This window comes from Pseudoalteromonas sp. SWN166, from assembly GCF_015864485.1.
GTDB lineage: Bacteria > Pseudomonadota > Gammaproteobacteria > Enterobacterales > Alteromonadaceae > Pseudoalteromonas.
In genome coordinates, this window is the sequence record NZ_JADYXB010000013.1 from 38287 (window position 1) to 62790 (window position 24504).

Here is a 24504-nt window from a genome sequence, read left to right on the forward strand (position 1 = left end):
GATAACATGCACGCTAAGGTTTTTTTGCATAAGGCAGGCGCATTAATTTATTACTGGTATGGTAGCTATCAAGCCCGGTTACTGCCACTGTTTCTATTGCTTGTAAATCTAGGAAACCATCGCTTTGTAGTGCTGCTTTATCTACATATACATCCATAATTTCGCCGATAACAAGCTCGGTACCATTGATGGCTAAATGTTGGTTTTCTACAAATTTAACCGAGTACTTTAAACGGCTTTCTTGTACAAAAGGCGCTGTAAAGTCGTTTAAGTACTCAGGTGTTAAGCCTGTAGCGTCAAACTCAGACTCGTCTTTATCGTAACGGGCTGAAGTTTGATGAGCTTGCTTATAAATTGACTTATTCACTTGGTTTATGGTGTAAGTGCCCGTTTGTAATATGTTTTCAAACGTATGACGCGGCACACTGTGAGGGCGCATAATCATTGCGACTAACGGTGGGTTAGCCCCAAGGTGAATAACCGAACTTACAATCGACAAGTTGGTATTGCCGAGTAAGTCTTGCGTGCCAATTAAATTAGCGCTTTTAAAACCCGAAAGAGAATTAATTAAATGTGTACGGGTATGTTTTTCAAGTGCGTCTATTTGCGCTTTAGTAAAATGCATTAAAAGTCCTTACCACGGTATTGTAGAGCCTTGCCAGTCTAAATAAGCAGGCTCACCGTTTAGTTTTAAATCAGGGTTATTGTTTGTTAATTCAAATAGTTGCTTGGCTACAAATTCAGGGGTAAATAATTTGCCTTCAGGTACATTCTTTTGAAAGGGCTTTGAAAGTGCTGTATCGGTAGTGCCAGGGTGAAACAGAATGAGTTTGGTATTTTTAGCACGACGAGCAAGCTCTATAGCGGCAGTTTTAAACAACATGTTAAGCGCCGCTTTAGACGCTCTGTAAGTATACCAACCACCTAACTTGTTATCGTTAATGCTACCTACGCGTGCACTTAGTGCTGTAATTGTGCACTGCGTTTTATGGGTTAACAGCGGCAATATACTTTGCAAGCACAGCAATGGGGTGAGGGTGTTTGCACTTATAATCTCATTAAAATAATCAGCGTTTAAATCTTCTAATTTTTTCTCTGGCATGTGCTGAGCGTTATGAAGTTTACCATTGAATATAATAACTTGGTGTAAATCGGCTTGCGTGTCTTTTAAGTGCTGGGTAAAAATAGCCAAGCTTTTAGCGCTGTAGTCAGTGCTAAAGTGCTCAATATTCGTAGAGGCACTACTGCGATATTCACTTGAGCTTACACACAGTACTTTAAATTGCGATGCATGGTTATTTAAGTGCCCAACATACGCTTTTGCAATTGCGCTGCTAGCGCCAAATAAAACAATGGTTTTCATTTGTCACCTTTTGTTTTTATACCACATTGGCCGTTACTGCACTGAGTATTTGGCATTAAAAAGCGACTGATGGGGTGCCGATACTTTGCAAATAGTAGGTATCCGCAGTCAGCGAAAAAACTAATTATTGGCAAGCGAAAAATTTTCAACCAGCTGTGTTTACCTACAATTTTCCATGCCTGATAGGTTACATCTAACCCATAAACCATTTCGCCTGAATGTGTTTGCGCTTGTAAATAGGTCATTGCTTTTTCTTTATCAATATATGAATAGCGCTCACTAAAATCGGCGGCGTTAAGATCTTCAAGCACAATTTTATTGTCAGTATCAAATTGTTTTAGTTGTGTCATTTCGGTGCTGCAAAGAGGGCAGCTGCCATCATAAAAAATGATCATAAAATAGGTTAGCGTTTATTTTTCATATACTTTTTTACGACACGGCATTGCAAATGGATCTATTAAATTTTGCTCCATGATGATATTAATAGCACTCCACGAAACAAAGGAGAATGAGAAATGAGTGAACAATATACCGCCTTGCGAGGTAATGTAAACTTACTAGGGCAACTACTAGGACAAACAATTAAAGATGCCCAAGGCCAAGCGATTTTAGATAAAGTTGAAGAAATTCGTGCTTTATCAAAGTCATCTCGCAGTGGTAATGAAGACGACAGACAAGCGCTGATAGATATACTTCACGCGCTTAGTGATGAAGAGCTTTTACCGGTTGCCCGTTCATTTAATCATTTTTTAAATCTTGCCAATGTAGCAGAGCAATTTCATACCGTTTCGCGTTTTAATGATGTTGGCTTTGGTCAACAAAACCCTCTCACTCAAACATTAAAAACGTTAGCTACAAAAGCAGACCAAGGCCAGCTAGACAGTAATCATTTGGCCGAAACACTCTCAAAACTCCACATAAACTTAGTATTGACTGCTCACCCAACCGAGGTTACGCGCCGTACTATGATTAACAAACAAGTTGAGCTAAGCGATTGTTTAGCATCGCTTGAGCGAAAAGATAACTTACCGCAAGAGCGTGATAATATTTTAAATCGCATTGAGCAGCTGATTAGCCAAGCTTGGCATACTGACGATATTCGTCGTTCTCGCCCAACGCCTGTAGATGAAGCTAAATGGGGCTATGCGGTTATAGAAAATAGCCTGTGGCACGCCGTTCCGCGTTTTTTACGTGAGTTTTCAGCTAATGTTAAAGACCAGCTCAGCTTGGAGTTACCAATAGATTACAGCCCAATTGAGTTTACGTCTTGGATGGGTGGAGATCGTGATGGTAATCCGTTTGTAACTTCGCAGGTTACAACAGAGGTGCTTGACCATGGCCGTTGGATGGCACTTAATTTATACATTCAAGATTTAAAAACATTATGTGCTGAACTATCAATGTCAGATGCCAGTGATGAGCTTATTGAGCTTGCAGGGCAAGAGTTTGAACCTTACAGAGCAGTAATTAAAAAGCTTAAAAATCAAGTTGCAGAAACCGTGGCGCACTTAGGTGCTAAAATTAAAAATAAGCGTAGTGATTCACAAGACTTAATTACTAATATTAATCAGCTTAAGCACCCAGTAGAGGTGTGCTACCGCTCATTATTAAAGTGTAATATGAAAGTAGTTGCCGATGGCCTATTGCTTGATTTATTGCACCGTATAAATAGCTTTGGATTGCGTTTAGCTAAACTTGATGTTCGCCAAGATTCATCTCGTCACGGCGATGTGTTTTCAGAGCTTACTCGTTATTTAGGTTTAGGCGACTACAACCAATGGCAAGAGCAAGACAAACAAGCGTTTTTACTTGCCGAGCTTAACTCACGCAGACCGCTTATTCCAAAACATTGGCAACCAAGCCCAGATGTACAAGAAGTACTTGATACCTTTGATGTAATTGCCAAGCAAGACGAAGAAACATTTGGTTTGTATATTATTTCGATGGCGCGAACAGCATCAGACATTTTAGCAGTACAGCTATTGTTAAAAGAAAGCGGCTGTAGCTTTGATTTACCTGTAGCGCCGCTGTTTGAAACACTCGATGATTTAAATGCAGGCAGTGATGTAATTACTACATTGCTTGATAATGTTTGGTATCGCGGGCATATTAAAAATACCCAAAACGTAATGATTGGTTACTCTGATTCTGCCAAAGATGCCGGCATGATGGCAGCAGGTTGGGCGCAGTACGAAGCAATGGATAAACTAGTACAGCTTGCTGATGCTCGCGGTATTGAGCTTATTTTATTCCATGGACGTGGTGGTACAGTAGGGCGTGGTGGTGCACCTGCGGCGCAAGCGCTGCATTCACAACCGCCAGGTTCGTTAAAAGGGGGTTTGCGTGTAACCGAACAGGGCGAGATGATCCGCTTTAAATTTGGTTTACCCGATGTAGCACTGCAAAGCTTAAATATTTACGCAGGCGCAGTTCTGCAAAGTAACTTACTACCGCCGCCGGAGCCAAAGCCAGAATGGCGCGAGGTAATGAAGCTAATAAGTGAAGAGTCGTGTGAACACTACCGTAACGTAGTTCGTCACGATGAAAACTTTGTACCTTACTTTAGAATGGCAACACCTGAGCTTGAACTGTCTAAATTACCGCTAGGTTCACGCCCTGCAAAACGTAATCCTAATGGCGGCGTTGAAAGCCTGCGTGCTATTCCGTGGATTTTTGCGTGGAGTCAAAACCGTTTAATGCTTCCGGCATGGTTAGGTGCGTTAACGGGTTTAAAAGCAGCGCTTGATAAATACGGCGCAGAAACTCTAAACGAAATGAGCTTACAGTGGCCGTTCTTCAGGTCGCGCTTAGAAATGCTAGAAATGGTATTTAGTAAAGCCGATTGCTGGTTGAGTGAACATTACGATAACGCGCTGGTGGAAGATATATACAAACCACTAGGTGTAACGCTTCGTAAAGAGCTACAAGAAGCTATTAGCCTAGTGCAGTCACTTAGCCCACAAAAAAGCTTGCTGGCTGAACAGCCTTGGATTAAAGAGTCGATTAGTTTACGTAACCCGTACACCGATCCACTTAATTTATTGCAGGTTGAGCTTTTACGCCGTGCTCGTTCAGAAGAAAAACACAACGAAGGTGACATTGATAATGCATTAATGATCACGATGACAGGTATTGCGGCAGGTATGCGTAATACCGGTTAACATGTTATTTTGTTAGGTATACCAATTAATTATTTTGTTGGGTATATCAGTTAAAATTAAAGGGAGCACGCGATGTGCTCCCTTTTTTGCGTTAAATAGGCTGGTATTTAACACCCTAACCTTTTAAACTACTTAGCCATTGAATAATTAAAAAATGTTATGGCTTCAGCAACTTTTACTGTACAGCAAGATACAGCACTTACAAATTCGCACATCACATTAAACGTAGCGCAAACGGCATCATTACGTAGTCAATTAAAAAACCAACGTGGCATATTAAATTCCAATAATATTAAACAGCTATGCTCACAATTCAACGTATCTGATGATTCATTATTACAAGGTTTAGTGCCTTTAGCTTCTGAGTATGCCGTTGCACCGGTATCACATTTTCATGTTGGCGCAATTGTTAAAGCACTTGATGAAAACGATGAGATAAACTTTTACTTTGGTGCAAATGTAGAGTTTGATCATCAGGCTCTTAGCCTTGTGGTGCATGCAGAGCAGTCGGCAATTAATAATGCATGGCTAAACGGCGCTAAAAAAATAGTTAAAATAGCGATTAGCGATGCACCGTGTGGGTATTGTCGCCAGTTTATGAACGAACTCGCTGATGCTAAAGAGTTTGATATTTTATTGCCAGAGCAGCACTTTAAATTAGCAGAGTTACTGCCTCATTCGTTCGGGCCGACTGATTTAGGCAACGCGTTTAGCTTGTTTAATCCAGAGCCTCACCAGCAAGTATTTGCAAATACTCAACTAGATGAAAAGCTAGCAAGTACAGCATTAAACGCATACGTACCCTATAGTAAAAACTTTAGTGCAGTAAAAATTAGTACATTTGAAAATGGTGATTTTTACGGAAGTTACGCAGAAAACGCAGCATACAGCCCAAGCTTGTCGCCACTACAAAGTGCACTTAGCCAATTATTTATCGCAGGGCTTAGCTTTAACGAAAGTACGGTAAAATCAATTACACTTTTAGAAACCGCAGGCCATGAAAACCAAGCGGGTGTAGCACGTGCTGTACTTGCAAGTTTTAATAATCTACCGGCAATAGAAGTAATTAGTGCGCAGCTAAAATAACCTTTCAAAACAATAAAGCACAGCCAGAGCTGTGCTTTATTAAAATGCGCTATTCTATCGAATTAAATAACTCACTAACTGCGTTAAAAATTATTCATATAAGACAACTATACTTCATAATTTTTGCCTTGTTACTGAGCCATTTTCTTATCGTTATAATAGCCCATTAATAATAGAATCCGTATTAATCAAGTAATACTTTAGCCGCTTCTAATACTACCGCTACAGATTTACGCTCAATTTCACCATGGTCAACATTTGGTATTTCTTGGCGAGTACGATTAACAAGTACGCCTGCTACACATGCTGCTTGTAAACCAAGGGCTGCACACATAGTGAATAATGTTGCAGATTCCATTTCGTAGTTCATCACGCCAAGTTTTTGCCATTCTTCGCAGCTACCTTGTAGTGATTTAGGAACGTAGCCAGAATGCGTATCGTAACGCTCCTGTCCTGGGTAAAATGTATCGCTTGATGCCGTAATACCAATATGGAAATCGATATTTAAGTTTTTACATGCTTGTACCATAGCTTGCGTTGCATAAAAGTCAGACACAGCAGGGTAGCTAAGAGGGGCAAAATGTTGGCTAGCACCGTCTAAACGTACAGACGCTTGGCTAATTAAAATTTCGCCTTCATTAATATGTGGTTGAATCGCACCGGTTGTACCAATACGTAAAAACTTACGCACGCCAAGTTGTGCTAATTCTTCTACTGCAATCGACGTAGATGGACCACCAATACCCGTAGAACAAATAACCACTGAGTGGCCGTTTAATTGACCTAAGTAAACATGAAATTCGCGAGTTTGAGCTAGGCAGGTTGGGTTGTCTAGGAATTGAGAAATACGTTTTGCACGATCAGGGTCGCCCGGTACAATCGCAAGTTTTGCACCTTTAAGATCGTCAATACATAGTCCTAAGTGAAATACCTTTTCCATAACTAAGCCTTTTATAATAATTTGTTGTCAATCTAGCATCATTACTAGAAACGTATATTAAGTACAGGACGATTGTCCGATTTATCTTAACTCCTCCAATTAAACCTTAATAATTTTAAGTACTAATTTGATTTATTCACCAACTATGAATATTCAATCAAGCACTTATATTCGCAGCTCCGTTACGGTGTTGACTTGTTCAAGCAGACATAATAAGTATCACTCAAGCGCGTAACTACAATTTAAAAGTTGATTGCCGAATCATTAAAATATCATTTAAATTCATTTGCTTATGGCTTTGTTAGTTGCATGGAAGTAAACGTATTTATTTACATTAGGCGCCCACTTATTTAGAAAAACGAAATTTATTTGAAGTTTAGGCATTTTTAGTAATTTTGCATAACTAATCAAAAGTAATCGAAACTAATTAGCTGCGTACAGAACAAAAACCGAAGGAGTTTACTATGAGCACACAATTTGAAGCATTTAAAAACAAAGTTGAACACTATTTATGTTCACCAGGCGATGGTGTATTTACAGTAAACACCGCTAAAGAGCGCAAAGCCGCACTACGTAATAAGCTTTATGGGCAAACCGAAAACGTAGATTCACTTTGGCGCGACTCTTTAAATGAGCTACCAAATTCTCCACATAAAGCCGTAATGTTAGGTATTAGCTCAGACTGTGGCGGTGGTATTTTACGCGGCGCAAATTGGGGGCCGTTATTTGTGCGCTCAGCATTAATTGATCAGCAGCCGCAGTGTCATTCGTTTGATTTAGGCGATGTACGTGTAATCCCACATTTACTTCACGATAAATACTTAAATGATGCAACTATTTCTAATTGCCAAAAAGCCCTATACGGTAATGAAGATAACGACTATTACGTAAGTCCGTTATCAATCACAGAGGATGTATGCGACAGCTTTTACGCAACATTTAAAGATAAAGGCATATTTGGTATTGGTGGCGATCACTCAATTAGTTACCCACTTACTAAAGCGTACTTAAAAGCAAAGCGTGAGCAAGGTAAACGCACCGCTATTATTCACTTTGACGCGCATACCGACTTACTTGTTGAGCGCTTAGGCATAGATTTATGTTTTGGCTCGTGGTGTACACATATTTTAGAATTTTTACCGGCACCGCATCATTTAATTCAGTTTGGTATACGCTCAAGTGGTAAGCCAAAAGCGCATTGGGAAAGTACATTTGGTGTTAAACAGCACTGGGCACATGAAATTATTGAGCGCGGTGCAGCGGCCGTTGCTGCTGATGCAATTGCACAGCTAAAAGCCGATAACGTTGATGAAGTTTACGTAAGCTTTGATATTGATGCGCTTGATGCCGAGTTTGCATCAGCCACAGGTACGCCAGAGCATAATGGTTTAACACCACAGCATGCGCTTGATATTTTATCAGCTATTGCGGATGAGTTTCCGATTACGGGTGCTGATATGATGGAAATAGCGCCCTTTACCGACAGCTCTTTAGTGGGTCAATCAAGCTCTGAAACAACACTTAGAGAAGGCGCCAAAATTTCAGCATTTTTAATTAATGCAATGAACAAGTAATACGGCCTATTAGATAAACGTTGAAATAGCGCTTATAGCTAGCTTTTATCGCTTTAGCCTTTATAAACACTTAACTTTCCTCCTGTTATTTATATTTTAGCGTAAATTACGCGTTTTTAATCCTCGATTAACTTTATAATATTATGAAATTTAAAGATTTATATGTATTTAATAAATATAAATTGCTGCGTTTAAAAAACCGATTATAATCCAGCTGCTTTTTGTTTAAAAAAGCGCTAACTTTTTGGAGCGTTAAATGGGTGATTTAATCGGGATTAGCTTATTGATCTTGATCAGTGCGTTGTTTGCTATGTCAGAAATAGCAATTGCAGCGTCGCGTAAAATAAAACTGCGTGTAATGGCAGATGAAGGAAGTATAAAAGCAGCAGCGGTATTAAAGCTACAAGAAAATCCAGGGGCTTTTTTTGCCATGATCCAAATAGCACTCAACGCGATTGCGATATTGGGTGGTATTGTGGGCGAGCAGGCGCTATCTCCTTATGTTGAAAGTGTATTGGTATTGTTTTATCAAGGTGTGCATTTAGAAAAGATTAGCTTTTTACTTTCATTTTTTACTATTACATCTTTGTTTATATTGTTTGCCGATTTAATGCCAAAGCGTTTAGCGATGATAATGCCAGAGGCCGTTGCAGTTCGTGTAGTAACCATTATGCGCTGGGTTACATTTGCGCTTACGCCTCTTGTTATGTTTTTTAATGGGGTTACTAACTTTGTGCTGCGCTTATTTAAAGTACCCGCTGAGCGAGAAGACAATGTAACAACAGAGGACATTGTTGCCATGATGGATGCAGGTGCTGCGTATGGTAGCTTGCAAAAGCAAGAGTATGAACTCATTGGCAATGTGTTTGACCTAGAAGCCCGTTTTTTATCAAGCGTGATGACGCCACGTGACCAAATTGTGTATTTTGATTTAAACGAATCTAGCCATGATATTGCCACTAAAATTATAGATCATCCTCATAATCACTTTTTAGTGGTATCAGGAAATTTAGATAAGTTGCATGGCTCTGTTGAATCTAAAGATATTTTACGACAAGTCCTAAAAGGCGAAGCCGCCAATATAAACGACGACTTGATTGATAAAGATGTTTTTTACTTACCTGAAACACTAAGCCTATCAGAAGCTTTAAATGCGTTTAAAAGTGCAGCAAAACCATTTGCGGTAGTAGTAAACGAATATGCGCTTTCAGTGGGTATTGTTACGGTTAAAGATTTAATGAAAGGGTTTATGGGTGATTTAATAACTCACCAAGGCGACGAATTAATCATAGAACGCGATAAAAACTCATGGCTTGTAGATGGACTAACGCCAATTACAGATTTAGCAAAAGTACTTGATATAGAAGAGTTTCCTGCTCAGATGCACTATGAAACAGTTGCTGGATTTTTAATTTACAACATGAAGCGAATACCTAAACGCGCAGAGCATTTAACTTTTGCAGGCTTTAAGTTTGAAGTTGTTGATGTTGAAGGGATTAGGGTAGAGCAATTGTTAGTTTCAAGGGTTATCACCCCGCAGACTACTATTACCCCTTAAAAAACTAGGTATGACGCTAGTCGTTTATATAAATAGCCAAGCTATATTTGCTTGGCTTTTTTGTGTTTGTTAGAAGCTTTGTTCCTAAAATAAAAAATCATTTCAATATGTTAAGTTGTTTTATTTTCATACAAGTTTAATCCTGTTGTCATCTAATTAACATCAAATACGACCTAATACGTATATTGCACTGGGGAGTGTAAGTTTGTGTAAATTTCTTCTAATTAAGATTCATTTTCAGCGCGTTTTAATTTAGAATGATCGTTCACTCTAAACTGAAAGGTATTTAACATGCAGCGTTCCCGCATCGCTTTATTTGTATTATCAGCCCTCGTCGGTTCTGTTGCTTTAACTGGTTGTGACCAGGCAGCTGAGCAGTCACAAGCTTCAGCTCCTAAAGCTGTGCCAGTGGGTGTACTTACATTAAAAAGCCAAGCGCTTACTCTCAAAAAAGAACTTCCTGGTCGTATCAGTGCATTTCAAATTGCTGAAATACGCCCTCAAGTAAGTGGTATTGTGCAATCTCGTTTATTTGTAGAAGGTAAAGAGGTTAAACAAGGCCAGGCTCTGTATCAAATAGATCCTGCGACATTTGAAGCTGACTTAGCAGCAAGTGAAGCAAGCGTAGCGCGCGCACAAGCAAGCATTGCAAGTTCTAAATCAAAAGCATCGCGTTATAGTGAATTATTAAAAATTAAAGCCGTCAGTCAACAAGATTTTGACGAAGCAGACGCTGCTTACAAGCAAGCAAATGCTGAATTATTAACGGCTAAAGCGCAGTTAAAATCGGCGCAAATTAACCTTGATTACAGCCATGTGTCTTCACCAATTAGTGGTCAAATTAGTAAATCAAGCGTAACAGTGGGTGCACTAGTCAGTGCCAATCAAAGTACTGCACTTGCTACCGTAACTCAGCTAGATCCAATTTATATTGATTTAACACAATCAAGTAATGAGCTTACAAAACTTAAAAAAGCATTATCATCAGGTGCACTAAGCGTAGATTCTACTAGCCAAACTGACGTTGAACTTATTATGGAAGATGGCTCTGTTTATCCTCATAAAGGTACATTGCAGTTCTCCGAAGTGACCGTTGATCCAAGTACTGGCTCAGTAACATTACGTGCTAAATTTTCAAACCCAGAAAAACTATTATTGCCAGGAATGTATGCCCGCGCTTCTATTGTGGAAGGCGTTAAGGCCGGTGCTATTTTAGCCCCGCAACGTGGTGTTAGCCGAAACTCAAAAGGTGAGCCAACGGCAATGGTTGTGAGTAAAGAGAATACTGTTGAAAGTCGTGTTTTAAAAGTAGACCGCACAATAGGTGCTGACTGGCTTGTTACCGATGGCTTAATGGATGGCGATAAGTTAATAGTTGAAGGCTTACAAAAAATCCGTCCTGGTGCACCAGTGAATCCTTCTGAAATTCAATCGCCTGCTAAAGCCGATCAAGCGCAATAACGGAGAGTTTTAATGTCACGATTTTTTATCGATAGACCGATATTTGCTTGGGTACTCGCTATTGTAGTGATGCTTGCAGGTATTTTGGCGATTAGGAGTTTACCTATTTCGCAGTATCCTTCAATTGCACCACCTGCAGTGAGTATTACGGCAACGTACCCTGGTGCATCTGCGCGTACACTCGAAGATACGGTAACGCAAGTTATTGAGCAAAAAATGAAAGGGCTTGATGGCCTGCTTTATATGTCATCAACGTCAGAATCTAGCGGTTCTGCTACGCTTACACTTTCGTTTAGCGCCGAAACAGACCCTGATATTGCACAAGTTCAAGTGCAAAATAAATTAGCAACAGCAACTCCACTTTTACCAGAAGCCGTACAAAGGCAAGGTGTTGTAGTTGCAAAGTCAGCGCGTAACTTTTTAATGGTTTATGCTTTTGTGTCTAAAGATGGCAGCATGACCAATATTGATATTGGCGATTATGTTTCATCAAACGTGCAAGATATTGTGTCGCGTGTTGAAGGCGTAGGTGAAGTGCAGCTGTTTGGTTCTCAGTACGCGATGCGTATTTGGTTAGACCCTTCAAAGTTACAAAACTATCAGCTTACACCTGCCGATATTAGTGCCTCTATTTCTGCACAAAATGCACAAGTATCTGCCGGTCAACTTGGCGGTATGCCAGCCGTTGATGGTCAGCAACTTAATGCAACAGTAACAGCGCAAAGTCGATTACAAACGCCAGAGCAATTTGAAAAAATCTTAGTTAAAACCAACCCAGATGGCTCTTTTGTTCGCCTTGAGGACGTTGCTAGAGTAGAGCTTGGCGGCGAAAGCTACCGCGTTGTTGCTCGTTATGACGGTCAGCCAGCATCAGGCTTAGGTATTAAACTAGCCAGTGGTGCTAATGCACTTGATACTGCCGCTGGAGTTAAAAAAGCAATTGAAGAGCTAAAACCGTTTTTCCCTGAAGGGTTAGATGCTGTTGTACCTTACGACACAACGCCGTTTGTATCGCTCTCTATCGAAAAAGTTATTCACACCTTAATTGAAGCTGTTGTACTTGTTTTTGTAGTTATGTATTTGTTCCTACAAAACTTTAGGGCAACACTTATTCCAACTATTGCCGTGCCAGTGGTTTTACTAGGTACGTTTGGTATTTTATACACCTTTGGTTATTCGATAAATACGCTAACGATGTTTGCAATGGTACTTGCCATAGGCTTATTGGTAGATGATGCAATCGTTGTTGTAGAAAACGTAGAACGATTAATGACTGAAGAAAAGCTCTCAGCGCTCGAAGCTACGCGTAAATCAATGGACGAAATTAAAGGTGCGCTGGTAGGTATAGCGATGGTGCTTTCGGCTGTATTTATTCCAATGGCATTTTTTAGTGGCTCGACGGGTATTATTTATCGTCAGTTCTCTATTACATTGGTATCGGCAATGGGGCTTTCGGTATTGGTTGCCCTTATTTTAACACCAGCACTGTGTGCTACGTTATTAAAACCAAGCCATGTTCACGACGATGGCTCGTTTATTGGTAAGTTTTTCTCTGGATTTAACCGAGGTTTTGATAAAACGAATCGCGGTGCACAAGGCTTTGTAAGCCGTATGATCAATCACTCTAAGCGTTACTTACTTATTTACGCTGTGATAGTGGGTGGCATGGTTTATGTATTTTCACATTTACCAACCGCATTTTTACCAGACGAAGACCAAGGTATTTTGTTTAACCAAGTTTCATTACCAGCAGGTTCTACAACACAGCAAACGCTTGAGGTTGTTAAAAAGGTAGAAAATCACTTTTTAAACGATCAATCTGAAGCAGTAAACGGTATTTTTACCGTGACTGGTTTTAGTTTTGCAGGCTCTGGTCAAAACTCAGCAATTGCCTTTGTTAACCTTAAACATTGGGATGAACGTCAACGCGATGACTTATCGGTACAAGGTGTTGCAGGTAAAGCGATGGGTTACTTTTCGACTATAAAAGAAGCGTTTGTGTTTGCATTCCCGCCACCTGCAATTGTTGAGCTGGGTACTGCTAATGGCTTTAATATTTTCTTACAAGACCGTGTAGGCCTAGGCCACGATGAGTTATTAGCTGCACGAAATCAATTATTAGGTTTAGCAAGTCAAAGTCCAATTTTAGCGGGTGTACGTCCAAACGGACAAGAAGATATGCCAGAGCTGCAACTTGATACAGACCTTGCAAAAGCCGAAGCGCTTGGCGTGTCGCAAAACGATATCAACAGTACACTTTCGACAGCATGGGGTAGTAGTTATGTGAATGACTTTATTGACCGTGGTCGAGTTAAAAAAGTGTATATGCAAGGTGACGCACAATCGCGCATGGTGCCTGAGGATCTAAATAAGTGGTATGTGCGCAATAATAATGGCGATATGGTGCCGTTTTCAGCCTTTGCTAGTGCCTATTGGACTTACGGATCACCTCGCTTAGAGCGTTACAATGGTTTTTCAGCAATGGAAATTCAAGGTAGTGCAGCGCCGGGTTACAGTACAGGCCAAGCAATGGATGAAATGGAACGTTTAGTTAAACAGCTACCAAATGGTATTTCGTCTGAATGGACCGGTATTTCATTCCAAGAGCGCTCTAGTAGTGGTCAAGCACCTTTACTATATGGCTTATCGCTGTTGTTTGTATTTTTATGTTTAGCCGCACTTTATGAAAGTTGGTCGGTACCATTTGCGGTAATGATGATTGTGCCACTGGGTATATTTGGTGCAATTATGGCGGCGCTTGGTGGTGGCTTATCTAACGATATTTACTTGCAGGTAGGCTTGTTGACCACCATTGGTTTAGCCTCTAAAAATGCGATATTAATTGTTGAATTTGCTATTCATAAAATGGATGAAGGACTAGGGCTAGTTGATGCTGCAGTTGCTGCGGTACGCCTTCGTTTACGTCCAATATTAATGACTTCAATGGCGTTTATTTGTGGTGTAATCCCACTAGCAATCGCCTCAAGCGCGGGCTCTGGTGCGCAAAATGCACTAGGTATTTCAATTATTGGTGGCACACTTGCATCATCAATATTAGTCGTTGTTTTTGTACCTTTATTCTTTGTTTTAGTTCGCCGTGTATTCCCAGGTAAAGCTAAAGAGACAACGAAGGAGAGTGCAGAATGAGTATTAAAACATTCAGCCTAAGTGCCATTGCTTTATTAGTACTAAGTGGTTGCCAACTTGCACCAGAGCAAAAAGATCTTGCTCTACCAGTATCTGATGCTTATGCATCAGGTACTGAGCAAAGCTCAGCACAACAATTAAATTGGCAGCAGTTTTTTAATGATGAAAAACTACAAACATTAATTACGCAAAGCCTTGAGCATAATAAAGACATGCAAATTGCTGTACTTAACGTGCAGCGTGTGCGTGGTTTGTATCAAATTGAAGATTCTGCTTTATATCCGTCGCTTGATTTAAATGCTTCTGGTACTCGCCAGCGTTTACCGGCTGATTTATCGGGTACTGGCGATGCAGCTATTAGCTCGCAATACAGTGCAACGGTAGGTATTACCTCATACGAGTTAGATATTTGGGGCAAAGTGCGCAATCAATCAGCGCAAGCATTGCAAAATTTATACTCTACAGAGCTTAGCCAATACAGTACGCAGGTGTCTTTAATTTCAGAGCTTGCAAATGCATGGCTTAATTACGCAACAGACTTACAACTACTAGAGCTTGCAAAAGAAACGTTAACCTCTCAGCAAGAGTCATTATCGCTTACACAAAAAAGCTTTGATTTAGGTGCAACGTCTTCAATTACGCTTGAGCAGCTTAGAAGTACAGTTGCTACAGCAAAAGTAGACATAGCAACGTATAAGCGTTTATTAAAGCGTGATAAAAGCGCTCTAGATTTATTAGTGGGTAAATCTGTTTCGGCTGATTTACTGCCTAATAAAGACCTTACTAACTTGATTAGCATGCCAGAAGTACCGGTTGGCTTACCGTCTGATTTGCTCTCGCAGCGCCCAGATATTAAAGCCGCTGAGCATTTACTGCTTGCCGCAAATGCCAATATTGGTATTGCACGTGCGGCGTTTTATCCAAGTATTAGCTTAACGGCCAATGCGGGGTCTGCTTCAAGTGATTTGAGTGGCTTGTTTGATTCGGGCTCAGGTACATGGAGTTTTGTACCGTCAATTAGCTTACCTATTTTTAATATGGGACGTAACCAAGCTAATCTTGATGTAGCAAAAGCAGATCAAGAAATTGCAGTGGCAACGTACCAACAAAAAATTCAAAATGCGTTTCGCGAAGTGGCCGATGCACTTGCCGACAGAGAAGGCTATCAAGAGCAATTAAGTGCGCTTGATATGCTTATAAGTAGCCGACAAATCACGTTTGATTTATCAAAAATGCGCTACGAAAAAGGCGCAGACAGCTACTTACAAGTACTTGATGCTCAGCGTACTTGGTATGGCGCGCAGCAACAGTTAATTAGCGGCCAGCAATCATATCTTGCTAGTCAAATTAACTTATACAAAGCACTTGGTGGCGGATGGAATACGAGCGACAAAACAACTCAGGAAGAGCAGTAATATTAGCAGCTCGCTTGCGAGCTGCATTTTAATGATACAGCGAGGCTATTTATAGTACTCGCTTTACTGAGTTTAAGACTTAGTAGTGGAGTTGAACATGAAGCCTAAAGCAAAAAGGCAAACAGATCCCGCGATAGCACTGGCTAGGCGTGAGCAAATACTAACAGCTGCTGCAGAGTGTTTTCGCCGAAAAGGTTACCACGGTGCAGGCATGGCTGAAATATCTAAAACGGCAGGGATGAGTGCAGGCCATATTTATAATTACTTTGAAAGCAAAGAAGCAATTATAGAAAGCATTATTGAAAAAGACATGGAAGAGATGTTTTCTATCTTCCAACAGTTTGAAGATCATCCTGGTGATGTACTTCAAGCGCTCATTGATGGCTTAAACATTGGTGTGCAAAGGCACATGGACACGGGATCGTGTGTTATTGATTTAGACATGATGGCTGAAGCAGGTCGAAATGTTAAAGTGGCAACACTTTTACGCGAAACTGATGTTCAGGCAAGAGATCGCATGAGACAGCTTTTAACAAGTGAGCGAAGTGCGCTAAAAGATATTGATGAACTTGAACTTGAAAGCCGAATTAATGTTATTTTTTCGATGATGGCAGGGTTATTACTTAGAAAGTTACTCTACCCAGAGTTAACCGAAGAAACAGTATTAATAGCGCTTCGTCCAGCGATGAAAACATTACTAATGCCATTTGATAAAGCACAGTAAAGCGCAAAATAGATAACTAAAAAGTAAGCTAGCCAACTATTGGCTAGCTTTTTTATACTTTAAAAACGCTCTATTGACCATTGCAGAGCAATTATTGCTATTGCTACAGAACCCATTGGCATTAACCACTTGCTATACCAGGTATAGTTTCGTACATAAATAAGTAATGGCAGCGCAACCAGTAATATACTGAGCTGACCTATTTCGACACCTAAATTAAATGCTAAAATGCTCAATAATTGATAGTCGCTCGACAAGCCAAGCTCGCCAAGTACGCTTGCAAATCCCATCCCATGTAGTAAACCAAAAGCAAAAGTAAGCCAACCTAAACGAAGTATCAGCGGCCAAACATTATTTAATGCTGCAAATAAAACAGAGATAGCAATTCCAAGCTCTACCCAACGACTATTTGGCGAGACTAAGTTCATAGCGGTGGCGGTAAGCGTAATAGAGTGCGCAAGTGTAAACGCGGTTACTATCCATGCTGTGTGTTTAATAATTTGTTTTTTAGAGCTAATACCTTGCCATGTTTTTTCACTACGCTTTAAAACACAGGTAAGTAATAGGGCGATTAAAAATAAAATATGATCAATACCTATCCAGATATGTAAAACACCTTGATATACGTATTGATTGAACGTGCTTAAATAACTAGATTTTTCAAAGCTAAATGTTTGCTGAGCCTCGTTGATATTAAATACACGAGATACACCATTTATATTTACGATGGATTTATGATTAGCATCGGTTTTAAAAAAAGCAGAATAAGAAAGAGAGATTGTTTCACTGTCATTGCAACTAAACATTATCGGAATAACCAAATAAGGCTGGTTAAAATGGTTATCTAACTGATAGATACCTTCACTTGTTAAATGGCAAGCTTGCTCGTTTTGCGTGATATTTAAATTTTCTGTAATGAAGTTATTAATTGAGCTGCGCTTTGCTTTTATTTCTGCCCATGAAATTTGCCCGTTTTTGTCTAAATCCAGAGGCACTGCGTGCTCTAAGTCGGCTATATTTATTTGCCAGGTACCCGTGTATTGGTTTTTGTTGGTGTCGTTATTGCTCTCGCTATTTAAGGTTATATAACTTGTACTTAATTGATGGGCAAAGCTGTAAGTTGAAAAAATGCACAGCATTAAAGTGAGTATAAATAGATAAAGCGTTTTCATAGTGTGTCTCGTTGCATCGCTTTTGCTTGAGTAAGTAATTGCTCATCGGTGCTCATTTTAGCCTGTTGCCAATTAATATGAGCCCAGTAAAGTGCTTTTTCGCGATTTGGTTGTACATCAAGGTAATATTTAGCTAAGTCACTTGCATGAAAAGAATCTTTGCGAAGCTCTCGTAGTGCAACTCTTTGCGTCATTGTATTTTGCCATTTTTTATCGCGTTTATTTAGTTTTTTTTCTGCGATTGAAAGTCTTAGCAAAATAGCATCCTCTAAATTACTTTTATCAGGAAGCAGTACGCTTAATGTATTTAATACTTGTTGTGGTTGATTTAGAGCAATTTGAATATCGGCCCATAAAACAATAAGGCTCACTGGGGCTTGAACTAAATCTACACTTTGTAAGTGAGACATAGCTTGTTTGTAGTTATTTAAACGGTAGCTCATTTCACTTAAAACATGGTTTGTAGCTAGGCTAGTTTGATTATTATTTATAATTTTTATTAATGCTTGGTAGCTGCCTAAAACGCTTTCATGTTGGCTTTGTACATCGAGTACACAGGTGCTAGCAGTAATAGTGCTTACTTGCCCAATTAAGGCTACGCAGTGTTTTTTTGCTTGTGCGAACTTACCTTGAGTCATAAATATATTGGCTAGCAATAAATGGCTATTACTATGTTTTGGCTCTCCAATCAAAACGTTGTTAGCAATATCAATAGCTTCGTCAAAAAGGTGCTCTTTTTGTAAAACGCGAGCATATAAGTAACCAATTTGAGATGAGGGTGTGTGTTTATATAGCTGGGCTAAACGGGTTTTAAGTAGCCCCTGTAAGCGCTCTGTTTGGCCGGCATATTGGCTGTTAGTGACTAATGTATTTATTTCGTCAACAGAGAGGGAAGCACTAAGCGTTGAATTACTTTTAGCAATAACTGCATCATCTTTTGGGGTAAAAGGCGCAGCGCTTAACGCAAGGGGTGTTAGGCATAAAGTAATAAATGCGACGGACTTAAAAATTGATAAATGCATTATAAATATCCTTTGAAAAAAGCCATCCATGGCCTGTCAGCTTAATTACTTGGTTAGTTACCGTTTGTTGAAATCAATCCATCAACATCGGTATCGGTGTTTGTAAACACCCGACCGTTAACAGTTAACGGCTCTGCATTTGGGGCTTGATTAAATGCATCGGTTGAAAATTGAGCAAAGTCGACTTGTAGTGCGTCAATTGTAATGTTCACTGTTGCAGTTACTTGCGAATTAACGCCATCACTTACACCAAACATAAAACTATCTGAACCTGTCACTTCTTTATTCGGTGTGTAGGTAAAGTTACCATCGCTATTAACGGTAACAGTTCCAAGAGTTGGCTCACTTGTTAACGAGTAAGTAAGCGAATCGCCATCATTGTCGGTTGCGCTAAGCATATCGGTAATGCTTACTTCAGTTTGTGTAGTTAGCATTGCATCACTTGCTGTAGGCGCTGTGTTTACAACCGGAGTAGGCTGTTTTTTATCATCATCGCTACTACATGCTCCCAATGTTAATGCACTGAGGAGAACACAAATATGGGTAGTTTTTAAATTACGCATTAGTTAACTCCTTATTTAGATCCTGCAATAGGTGTTGCAAGGTATGGGAATGCTGAGTCCATCATTGTTGCATCAACAGGTGCGCCATCAGTAAATGGAACTGTACCCGTATTAGCATCCTCTGGTGTACAAAGGCCTAAGTCAGTGTCTTCGCCATTTACAGGAATAGGATGACATAAACGCCCCATCACAACGCGCAGTGCAATATCAACCACATCATCACCCGGGCGACGACCATTTGGGAAACCCGCTAAATCATTGCCAGCTACACCAAATGCAGATTGATCAGCTTGCGCTGTTGCAGCAATGGCTGTGTTTAAACGCAGCATTTCTGAAGGTGTTACCGTTGCTTGCTGATTAACGTCTGCAAAACCCGTTAAAAATGCAGTGATTAAATCAGTACGCGGGAAGTTAGTGGGTGCCAGAGTTTCAAAGTTGGTATCTAGTGTTGTATTAACAGCATCTTTAAATAAAATATTTAATAACTCTGGTAGTGCAGGGTGAGATACATAATCTAAAAATTGTGCATCATCTTTAGGGTGCGCTGTTGAGAATGTATCTTTGTCTTTAATACCAATTACAAGCTCATTTACAAGCGGGCTACCTAGGCGTGAAACCTGAGTTAATGCACCACCGTTTACCGCATTATTAGCAAATTTAGCATTTGGGTTTAATACACGTGCTTGAGGTAAGCTTGCCGTTGTCCACGAGCCAATTACACCGTTACCTTCACCAACAATACAACTCTTTGGTATTTCGATAGCGATTGATGTGACGTTTTTATCTGCAAGATCGTCGTTATCAGCAGATTGCGTTATACCACCTGGAAAACCACCGCCGTCACCAGCACCTGGGGCGCTGTCACCCTCTACAGGTACATAGTTAACTAAATCAAATGTTTTACCTAGGTTAACTACAAACGGGTCTTTACGCAGCCCTACAAAAACTTGTGCCATGCTTTCACAGTTAGGAATTAAAACCTGATAAACAAATTGATCCGCATAAGTTTGGTAATCACTCATCGATCCAAATGTTTTATTACCTACATAATCAAGTGGTTTAGAGAATGTACTTGAGTTTGATGCTGTATTATTTAACACAGTAGCTTCGCCAGTACGCTGTGCGCCGCTTATCATGCTCATTGTGTATGATTCGCTAAAGTTAGCTGCGCTGTCATCACCTGCAGCCACGCCGCCAACATTTTTAAGTGGTACCGAAACTGTACGTTGATTTCCTTCAGGTCCAACCGTTAATTGCACGCCTTGATTATCGTTAGGGAGCATGCTTTTAAAGTTAAACGCAAATGTAATATCTTCAACAGCATCGCCATCGTTATCGATATGAATGCTGTAAGTTGCATCCGGATCCATTGCAAAGTAATTAGGGCCGCCGTATGCGTCTTGTAGCGGGATGTAGTTAGCTATTAGTGTTACAAAATCGCCACGGCCTTGCTCGTAACTATTAAATACATAAAAATCGGTTGAATCTAAAGTCGGGAAACGGCTTATATTTGGCGCTTCTCTGTGGCTAGATGCTTCACTTGGTGCACTTACAAACGTACTACATATTACTACTGCGAGTATTGATGGAGTTAAAGCTTTCATGACTTTGTCCTTTAGTTTTGATTGAAGTCATAGCTAATAACGGGGCAGGATTTAAATTGGATGCAAAAAAGTTAAATTAAATTTATATTTTGTTAAAAAAATTGAATTAAGGGTTGGCTACTTTATACAAGCAGCCAACATTGGTCATAATAGCAAGGTTATAAAAGTACCAGCTCTGTGGTGTATAACACCTCAGTCGGTAATCCATTTGGCGAGCCACCAATAGGCTCTAAGCTTACTGCAAGCAACGCTATGTCGGTTGCTTTAAAGCGGCTATCTTTGAAAAGTATTTTATTGCCTTGTTTTGGAAGTAAACCCAATGAAATAGGCGTATCCTGCCCCTTTAAAATCATCCACAGCTCGTAATCTTTATTTGATTGAGCAACCAATTGGCTACTGGCTTTAATTGAAAGCCCTTGCTCGTTAACATCAATAAACCACAATGATTGCTTATCTTGGTTTTGAACCAAGGCAATTTGTTGCGTTTGAACAACATTAGTAGAGGGTTGAATAACCAAAAAGGCTAAAACAATACATGCGGCAGTTGCCACAAAAGACCATGTACGCCAAATAGAGGGCTTAGTATGTATCACCGTTTTGGTGGGTTGCTGGTTTTCAATTCGCTGTAATATATTTATCCATACATCGTCACGTGGCGTTTGTGGTGTAATAGCACTTGCCAAGTTATTTAGGTTCTGCTCCCACATACTTGTTGCTTCACGTGCTTGGTTTGAACTAAGCAACAGACGTTGAAAACGCTTACGGGCAAGCCCTCTAAGTGTGCCAAGCACATACTGCCCAGCAAGTGCGTCTAATAGTTCGGGTTTATTATAATTCATAATGTTAAACACCTTTGCAGCTGCATAAGCCCACGCCTGATCCAGCTTTTAACTGTACCTAATGGCGTTTCTATATGATCCACTAACTCGCTATGACTCAGCCCTTTGTAATAAGCTAAGTGAATAGCCTGCTTTTGTTGCGGCTCAAGTTGTTCTATACAATTAACTAGTTTTGTTTCTTCATCGTAATTAATGTCAATGCTTTCATTCTCATATTCATCATCGCCTAGCGACTGCTCTTTTCGTACCTTGTGATAGCGCAGCGAATCAAGACTTCTATACCTAACTATACTTATCATCCAACTAATAACAGTGCCTTTAGAGGCGTTATATTCAGATGCGTTATGCCAAATTTTTATAAAAGCGTCTTGTAGTGCCTCTTCCGCATAAGCTCTGTTAGTGAGCATATTTAAACTAATAGCAAAAAGTTTGCCGCTAGTTTGTTGATATAAACTTGAGAAAGCATTTTTGTCTCCTTGTGCTGTTGCGCACAAAAGAGGGAGTAAATCATCGTTATCCATAGGGGTCCTGTTTTTCTTATTATCATTGAGTAAACGGTTTGGGGCGTGATTTAGATGCAAAAAATTTAATTGATTTTTAGATTAGCTGCTTTATACGTTAGTACAAACAATAACCGATCAGTGTTTGAAATATAAACGTATAGGTATAATTTATTCACATGTTTGTAAAAAATGCACAAAGAGCAGATTGCACTTAAATTTATTTTATTATTAACATTATATATCAATAGCCTATGATTTTAATTTGAATTTAAAATGCCATTTACATGGCGTGATATTTGCAAAAGACTACATAAAGCCGTTTAAATTAAGATTATAAATCGGAATTATTTTCACAAAGGAGAGTCTATGTGGGCTGCAATTGGTTATTTATTATTAGCGCTATTACTTACTTTTATTGGTTGGGAAGTAAACTCTGTTTATTTTGCTATTGTTTTTTATTGGACAGCGCTTTCTCTTTTACTTGTAAGCGCGGCCTATATTTTTAATGCTGCAAAAATATTCAGAAAGCGTGAAAATGGGGTGCTCCCTTTTTATATACGTTGGGCGTTTGTACCATTTTTATTTGGTGTGCAAATCTATAATGCCTGGTCACGTAAGCGCGATAAAGTACCGCCAATTCAACAAATAAACGATAACCTATTTTTAGCATGTAGGTTGTTTCCCTCAGATATCGACACATTAAAAGGTAACGGAATTACGGCAATTTTAGACGTAACGTGTGAGTTTGACGGACTTGAGTGGAGTTCAACACAAGAGAATATTAATTACTTAAACATTCCGGTGCTCGATCATAGCATTCCTACCCATTCGCAGTTAAATCAGGCTATTAATTGGATACATCACCATATTAAAGAAAACCGCCGTGTGGTTGTTCATTGTGCTTTAGGGCGCGGACGCTCGGTATTTGTAATGGCAGCTTACTTATTGAGTCAAAACAAAAATGCAGATGTACATCAAATTCTCGCACAAATAAAAGAAACCCGCGAAACCGCAAACTTAAATAAGCATCAACTTCGCCATTTAGCTAAGCGACATAAAAAAGGCGAATTACTGATCAAAAACAAAGCCGTGTTAATTGCAAATCCAGTATCGGGCACGCGCTTGTGGGAAGAAAAAGAGCACTTAATTGTTGCGCGGTTATCGGCCTATTACGATTTAAAAGTACTTACTACTTCACAAGATATTAACGGTATTGAGCTTGCTAAAAAAGCGATTGAGCAAAATCCAGATATAATTATCGCGTGTGGGGGAGACGGTACCGTGGCCGAAGTTGCAAGCGTACTTGTAAATACACAATGTAAGCTAGGTATTATACCAATGGGCACTGCAAACGCACTTGCGCATGTATTGATGGGGATTAGCTCTAAATTTATTCCTGTAGAGCAAGCATGTGACTTAATTATAGATGGTCAAACAAGCACAATAGATACCGCTTATTGTAATAACGAATTAGTACTGTTACTTGCAGGTATTGGTTTTGAGCAATCAATGATTGAAAAAGCAGATAGAGAGTCTAAAAATAAATCGGGGCAGCTTGCCTATTTAAACGGTTTTTTTGAAGCCTTTGGCGAGCAAAAATCACAGCTACTTAGTGTAAAACTCGATGATAATGAACCGAAAGAAATATGTACAAATAGCTTTATTGTGGCAAATGCCGCGCCTTTTACAACGCTATTGGCTCAAGGTGGTGGGCAGCCAGATCATAGTGACGGGCTTCTGGATGTAAATTGGCTAACACCAAATAGTGAAAATTCTACGACAATATTGAGTATCGCGGAGCTGATGTTTAGTAGCTTAACGCAAACACATTTAGCTATAAATTCGCATCATACAAATGCTAAAAGAGTTGAGGTTACAGGCGAAGGAGAGCTTAAGTACGTACTTGATGGGGAAGTTAAAACAGCTCACAAACTCGTTATTACTATTGAGCCGGCCTCATTACATGTGATTTGCAAAGAGCAATAACATCGCACTTGTTACAATTAAAAAAGGAGCTGAAATAGCTCCTTTTTTTACATCATTTTTTAATTGATGGCCAAACAAACCCTGTTGTATCCGGTGCTTGAGAAGATGTTTCTCTTGGTGCACTTTTTGGTCTACGAATAGGTCTATTATTTATAGTGTGAATATAAAGTGCTTCCACTTTATCGCGAGCCCAAGGTGTTTTACGCAAAAACTTTAAACTCGATTTAATGCTCGGTTGATCAGTAAAACATTTAATTTTTACTTGCTCGCCAAGTGTTCTCCAGCCAAGTCGCTGTTCTAACTCAACAAGTATTTGTTCTAACGTTACCCCATGTAAAGGGTTTTTAGGTTGATTATCCATAGCCATACTACTTATTTAAACTGCG

At 39.7% G+C, this 24504-nt stretch carries 20 protein-coding genes; 9 read left to right on the forward strand and 11 right to left on the reverse strand.

Translation table 11 applies throughout. The features are described from left to right. Positions 1-13 precede the first annotated feature (13 nt). From I6F49_RS09950 to I6F49_RS09960, 3 genes are read right to left on the reverse strand one after another with little or no spacing between them, the layout of a single operon-like run. A complete protein-coding gene (locus tag I6F49_RS09950) occupies positions 14-625 on the reverse strand; it encodes a flavin reductase family protein (RefSeq protein ID WP_165740765.1) in 612 nt (203 codons plus the stop codon). A 9-nt stretch (positions 626-634) separates the two neighbouring features. Then, on the reverse strand, positions 635-1363 hold the full coding sequence (locus I6F49_RS09955; RefSeq protein ID WP_197180167.1) for an SDR family NAD(P)-dependent oxidoreductase: 729 nt from the start codon (positions 1361-1363) through the stop codon (positions 635-637). After that, positions 1360-1758, reverse strand: a complete 399-nt coding sequence (locus tag I6F49_RS09960) for a thiol-disulfide oxidoreductase DCC family protein (RefSeq protein WP_197180169.1) — start codon at positions 1756-1758, stop codon at positions 1360-1362. Before I6F49_RS09960 ends, I6F49_RS09955 begins: the two co-directional genes overlap by 4 nt. A gap of 120 nt (positions 1759-1878) precedes the next feature. Between I6F49_RS09960 and ppc the strand changes: the two genes are divergently transcribed. Both ppc and cdd read left to right on the forward strand, forming a co-directional pair. Then, on the forward strand, positions 1879-4524 hold the full coding sequence (gene ppc / locus I6F49_RS09965) for a phosphoenolpyruvate carboxylase (protein ID WP_197180171.1): 2646 nt from the start codon (positions 1879-1881) through the stop codon (positions 4522-4524). Between the two features lie 159 nt (positions 4525-4683). After that, positions 4684-5610 (forward strand): cytidine deaminase, encoded by a 927-nt coding sequence (gene cdd, locus I6F49_RS09970; protein ID WP_197180173.1) that lies wholly within the window; start codon positions 4684-4686, stop codon positions 5608-5610. A 184-nt stretch (positions 5611-5794) separates the two neighbouring features. Here cdd and udp read toward each other — a convergent pair whose 3' ends face one another. Beyond that, positions 5795-6550, reverse strand: coding sequence for a uridine phosphorylase (gene udp, locus I6F49_RS09975; RefSeq protein WP_166420018.1), 756 nt, complete (start codon positions 6548-6550; stop codon positions 5795-5797). Between the two features lie 464 nt (positions 6551-7014). Between udp and I6F49_RS09980 the strand changes: the two genes are divergently transcribed. From I6F49_RS09980 to I6F49_RS10005, 6 genes are all read left to right on the forward strand, one after another. Next, positions 7015-8124 carry an arginase family protein gene (locus tag I6F49_RS09980; protein ID WP_197180175.1) on the forward strand — a complete coding sequence of 370 codons (1110 nt, stop codon included), beginning with the start codon at positions 7015-7017 and terminating at the stop codon, positions 8122-8124. Positions 8125-8380: 256 nt separating this feature from the next. Then, positions 8381-9682 carry a hemolysin family protein gene (locus I6F49_RS09985; RefSeq protein WP_197180177.1) on the forward strand — a complete coding sequence of 434 codons (1302 nt, stop codon included), beginning with the start codon at positions 8381-8383 and terminating at the stop codon, positions 9680-9682. 291 nt (positions 9683-9973) lie between these two features. Then, positions 9974-11143 carry an efflux RND transporter periplasmic adaptor subunit gene (locus I6F49_RS09990; RefSeq protein WP_197180179.1) on the forward strand — a complete coding sequence of 390 codons (1170 nt, stop codon included), beginning with the start codon at positions 9974-9976 and terminating at the stop codon, positions 11141-11143. Positions 11144-11155: 12 nt separating this feature from the next. Continuing rightward, a complete protein-coding gene (locus tag I6F49_RS09995) occupies positions 11156-14290 on the forward strand; it encodes an efflux RND transporter permease subunit (protein WP_197180181.1) in 3135 nt (1044 codons plus the stop codon). Further along, a complete protein-coding gene (locus I6F49_RS10000; RefSeq protein WP_197180183.1) occupies positions 14287-15705 on the forward strand; it encodes an efflux transporter outer membrane subunit in 1419 nt (472 codons plus the stop codon). Before I6F49_RS09995 ends, I6F49_RS10000 begins: the two co-directional genes overlap by 4 nt. 97 nt (positions 15706-15802) lie before the next feature. Next, on the forward strand, positions 15803-16429 hold the full coding sequence (locus tag I6F49_RS10005; protein WP_166420024.1) for a TetR/AcrR family transcriptional regulator: 627 nt from the start codon (positions 15803-15805) through the stop codon (positions 16427-16429). A 59-nt stretch (positions 16430-16488) separates the two neighbouring features. Here I6F49_RS10005 and I6F49_RS10010 read toward each other — a convergent pair whose 3' ends face one another. The 6 genes from I6F49_RS10010 to I6F49_RS10035 all read right to left on the reverse strand — a co-directional run bounded on the left by I6F49_RS10010 (position 16489) and on the right by I6F49_RS10035 (position 22150). Beyond that, positions 16489-17601, reverse strand: coding sequence for a HupE/UreJ family protein (locus I6F49_RS10010; RefSeq protein WP_197180185.1), 1113 nt, complete (start codon positions 17599-17601; stop codon positions 16489-16491). Continuing rightward, complete coding sequence (locus I6F49_RS10015; RefSeq protein WP_197180187.1) at positions 17598-18623, reverse strand: hypothetical protein; 1026 nt, start codon at positions 18621-18623, stop codon at positions 17598-17600. The genes I6F49_RS10010 and I6F49_RS10015 overlap by 4 nt, the downstream gene beginning before the upstream one ends. 53 nt (positions 18624-18676) lie before the next feature. Further along, positions 18677-19186 (reverse strand): Ig-like domain-containing protein, encoded by a 510-nt coding sequence (locus I6F49_RS10020; protein WP_197180189.1) that lies wholly within the window; start codon positions 19184-19186, stop codon positions 18677-18679. A gap of 11 nt (positions 19187-19197) precedes the next feature. After that, positions 19198-20790 carry a DUF4331 domain-containing protein gene (locus tag I6F49_RS10025; RefSeq protein WP_197180191.1) on the reverse strand — a complete coding sequence of 531 codons (1593 nt, stop codon included), beginning with the start codon at positions 20788-20790 and terminating at the stop codon, positions 19198-19200. A 158-nt stretch (positions 20791-20948) separates the two neighbouring features. Beyond that, the gene (locus tag I6F49_RS10030) at positions 20949-21629 is read right to left on the reverse strand and encodes an anti-sigma factor (protein ID WP_197119934.1); all 681 of its coding nucleotides are present in this window, start codon (positions 21627-21629) and stop codon (positions 20949-20951) included. Next, positions 21626-22150 carry a sigma-70 family RNA polymerase sigma factor gene (locus I6F49_RS10035; protein WP_165728357.1) on the reverse strand — a complete coding sequence of 175 codons (525 nt, stop codon included), beginning with the start codon at positions 22148-22150 and terminating at the stop codon, positions 21626-21628. Before I6F49_RS10035 ends, I6F49_RS10030 begins: the two co-directional genes overlap by 4 nt. 348 nt (positions 22151-22498) lie before the next feature. Between I6F49_RS10035 and I6F49_RS10040 the strand changes: the two genes are divergently transcribed. Next, positions 22499-24118 (forward strand): diacylglycerol kinase family protein, encoded by a 1620-nt coding sequence (locus tag I6F49_RS10040; protein ID WP_197180193.1) that lies wholly within the window; start codon positions 22499-22501, stop codon positions 24116-24118. A gap of 52 nt (positions 24119-24170) precedes the next feature. Here the strand turns inward: I6F49_RS10040 and I6F49_RS10045 are convergent, their stop codons facing one another. Then, a complete protein-coding gene (locus tag I6F49_RS10045) occupies positions 24171-24479 on the reverse strand; it encodes a VF530 family DNA-binding protein (protein WP_197180195.1) in 309 nt (102 codons plus the stop codon). Positions 24480-24504: the final 25 nt, after the last annotated feature.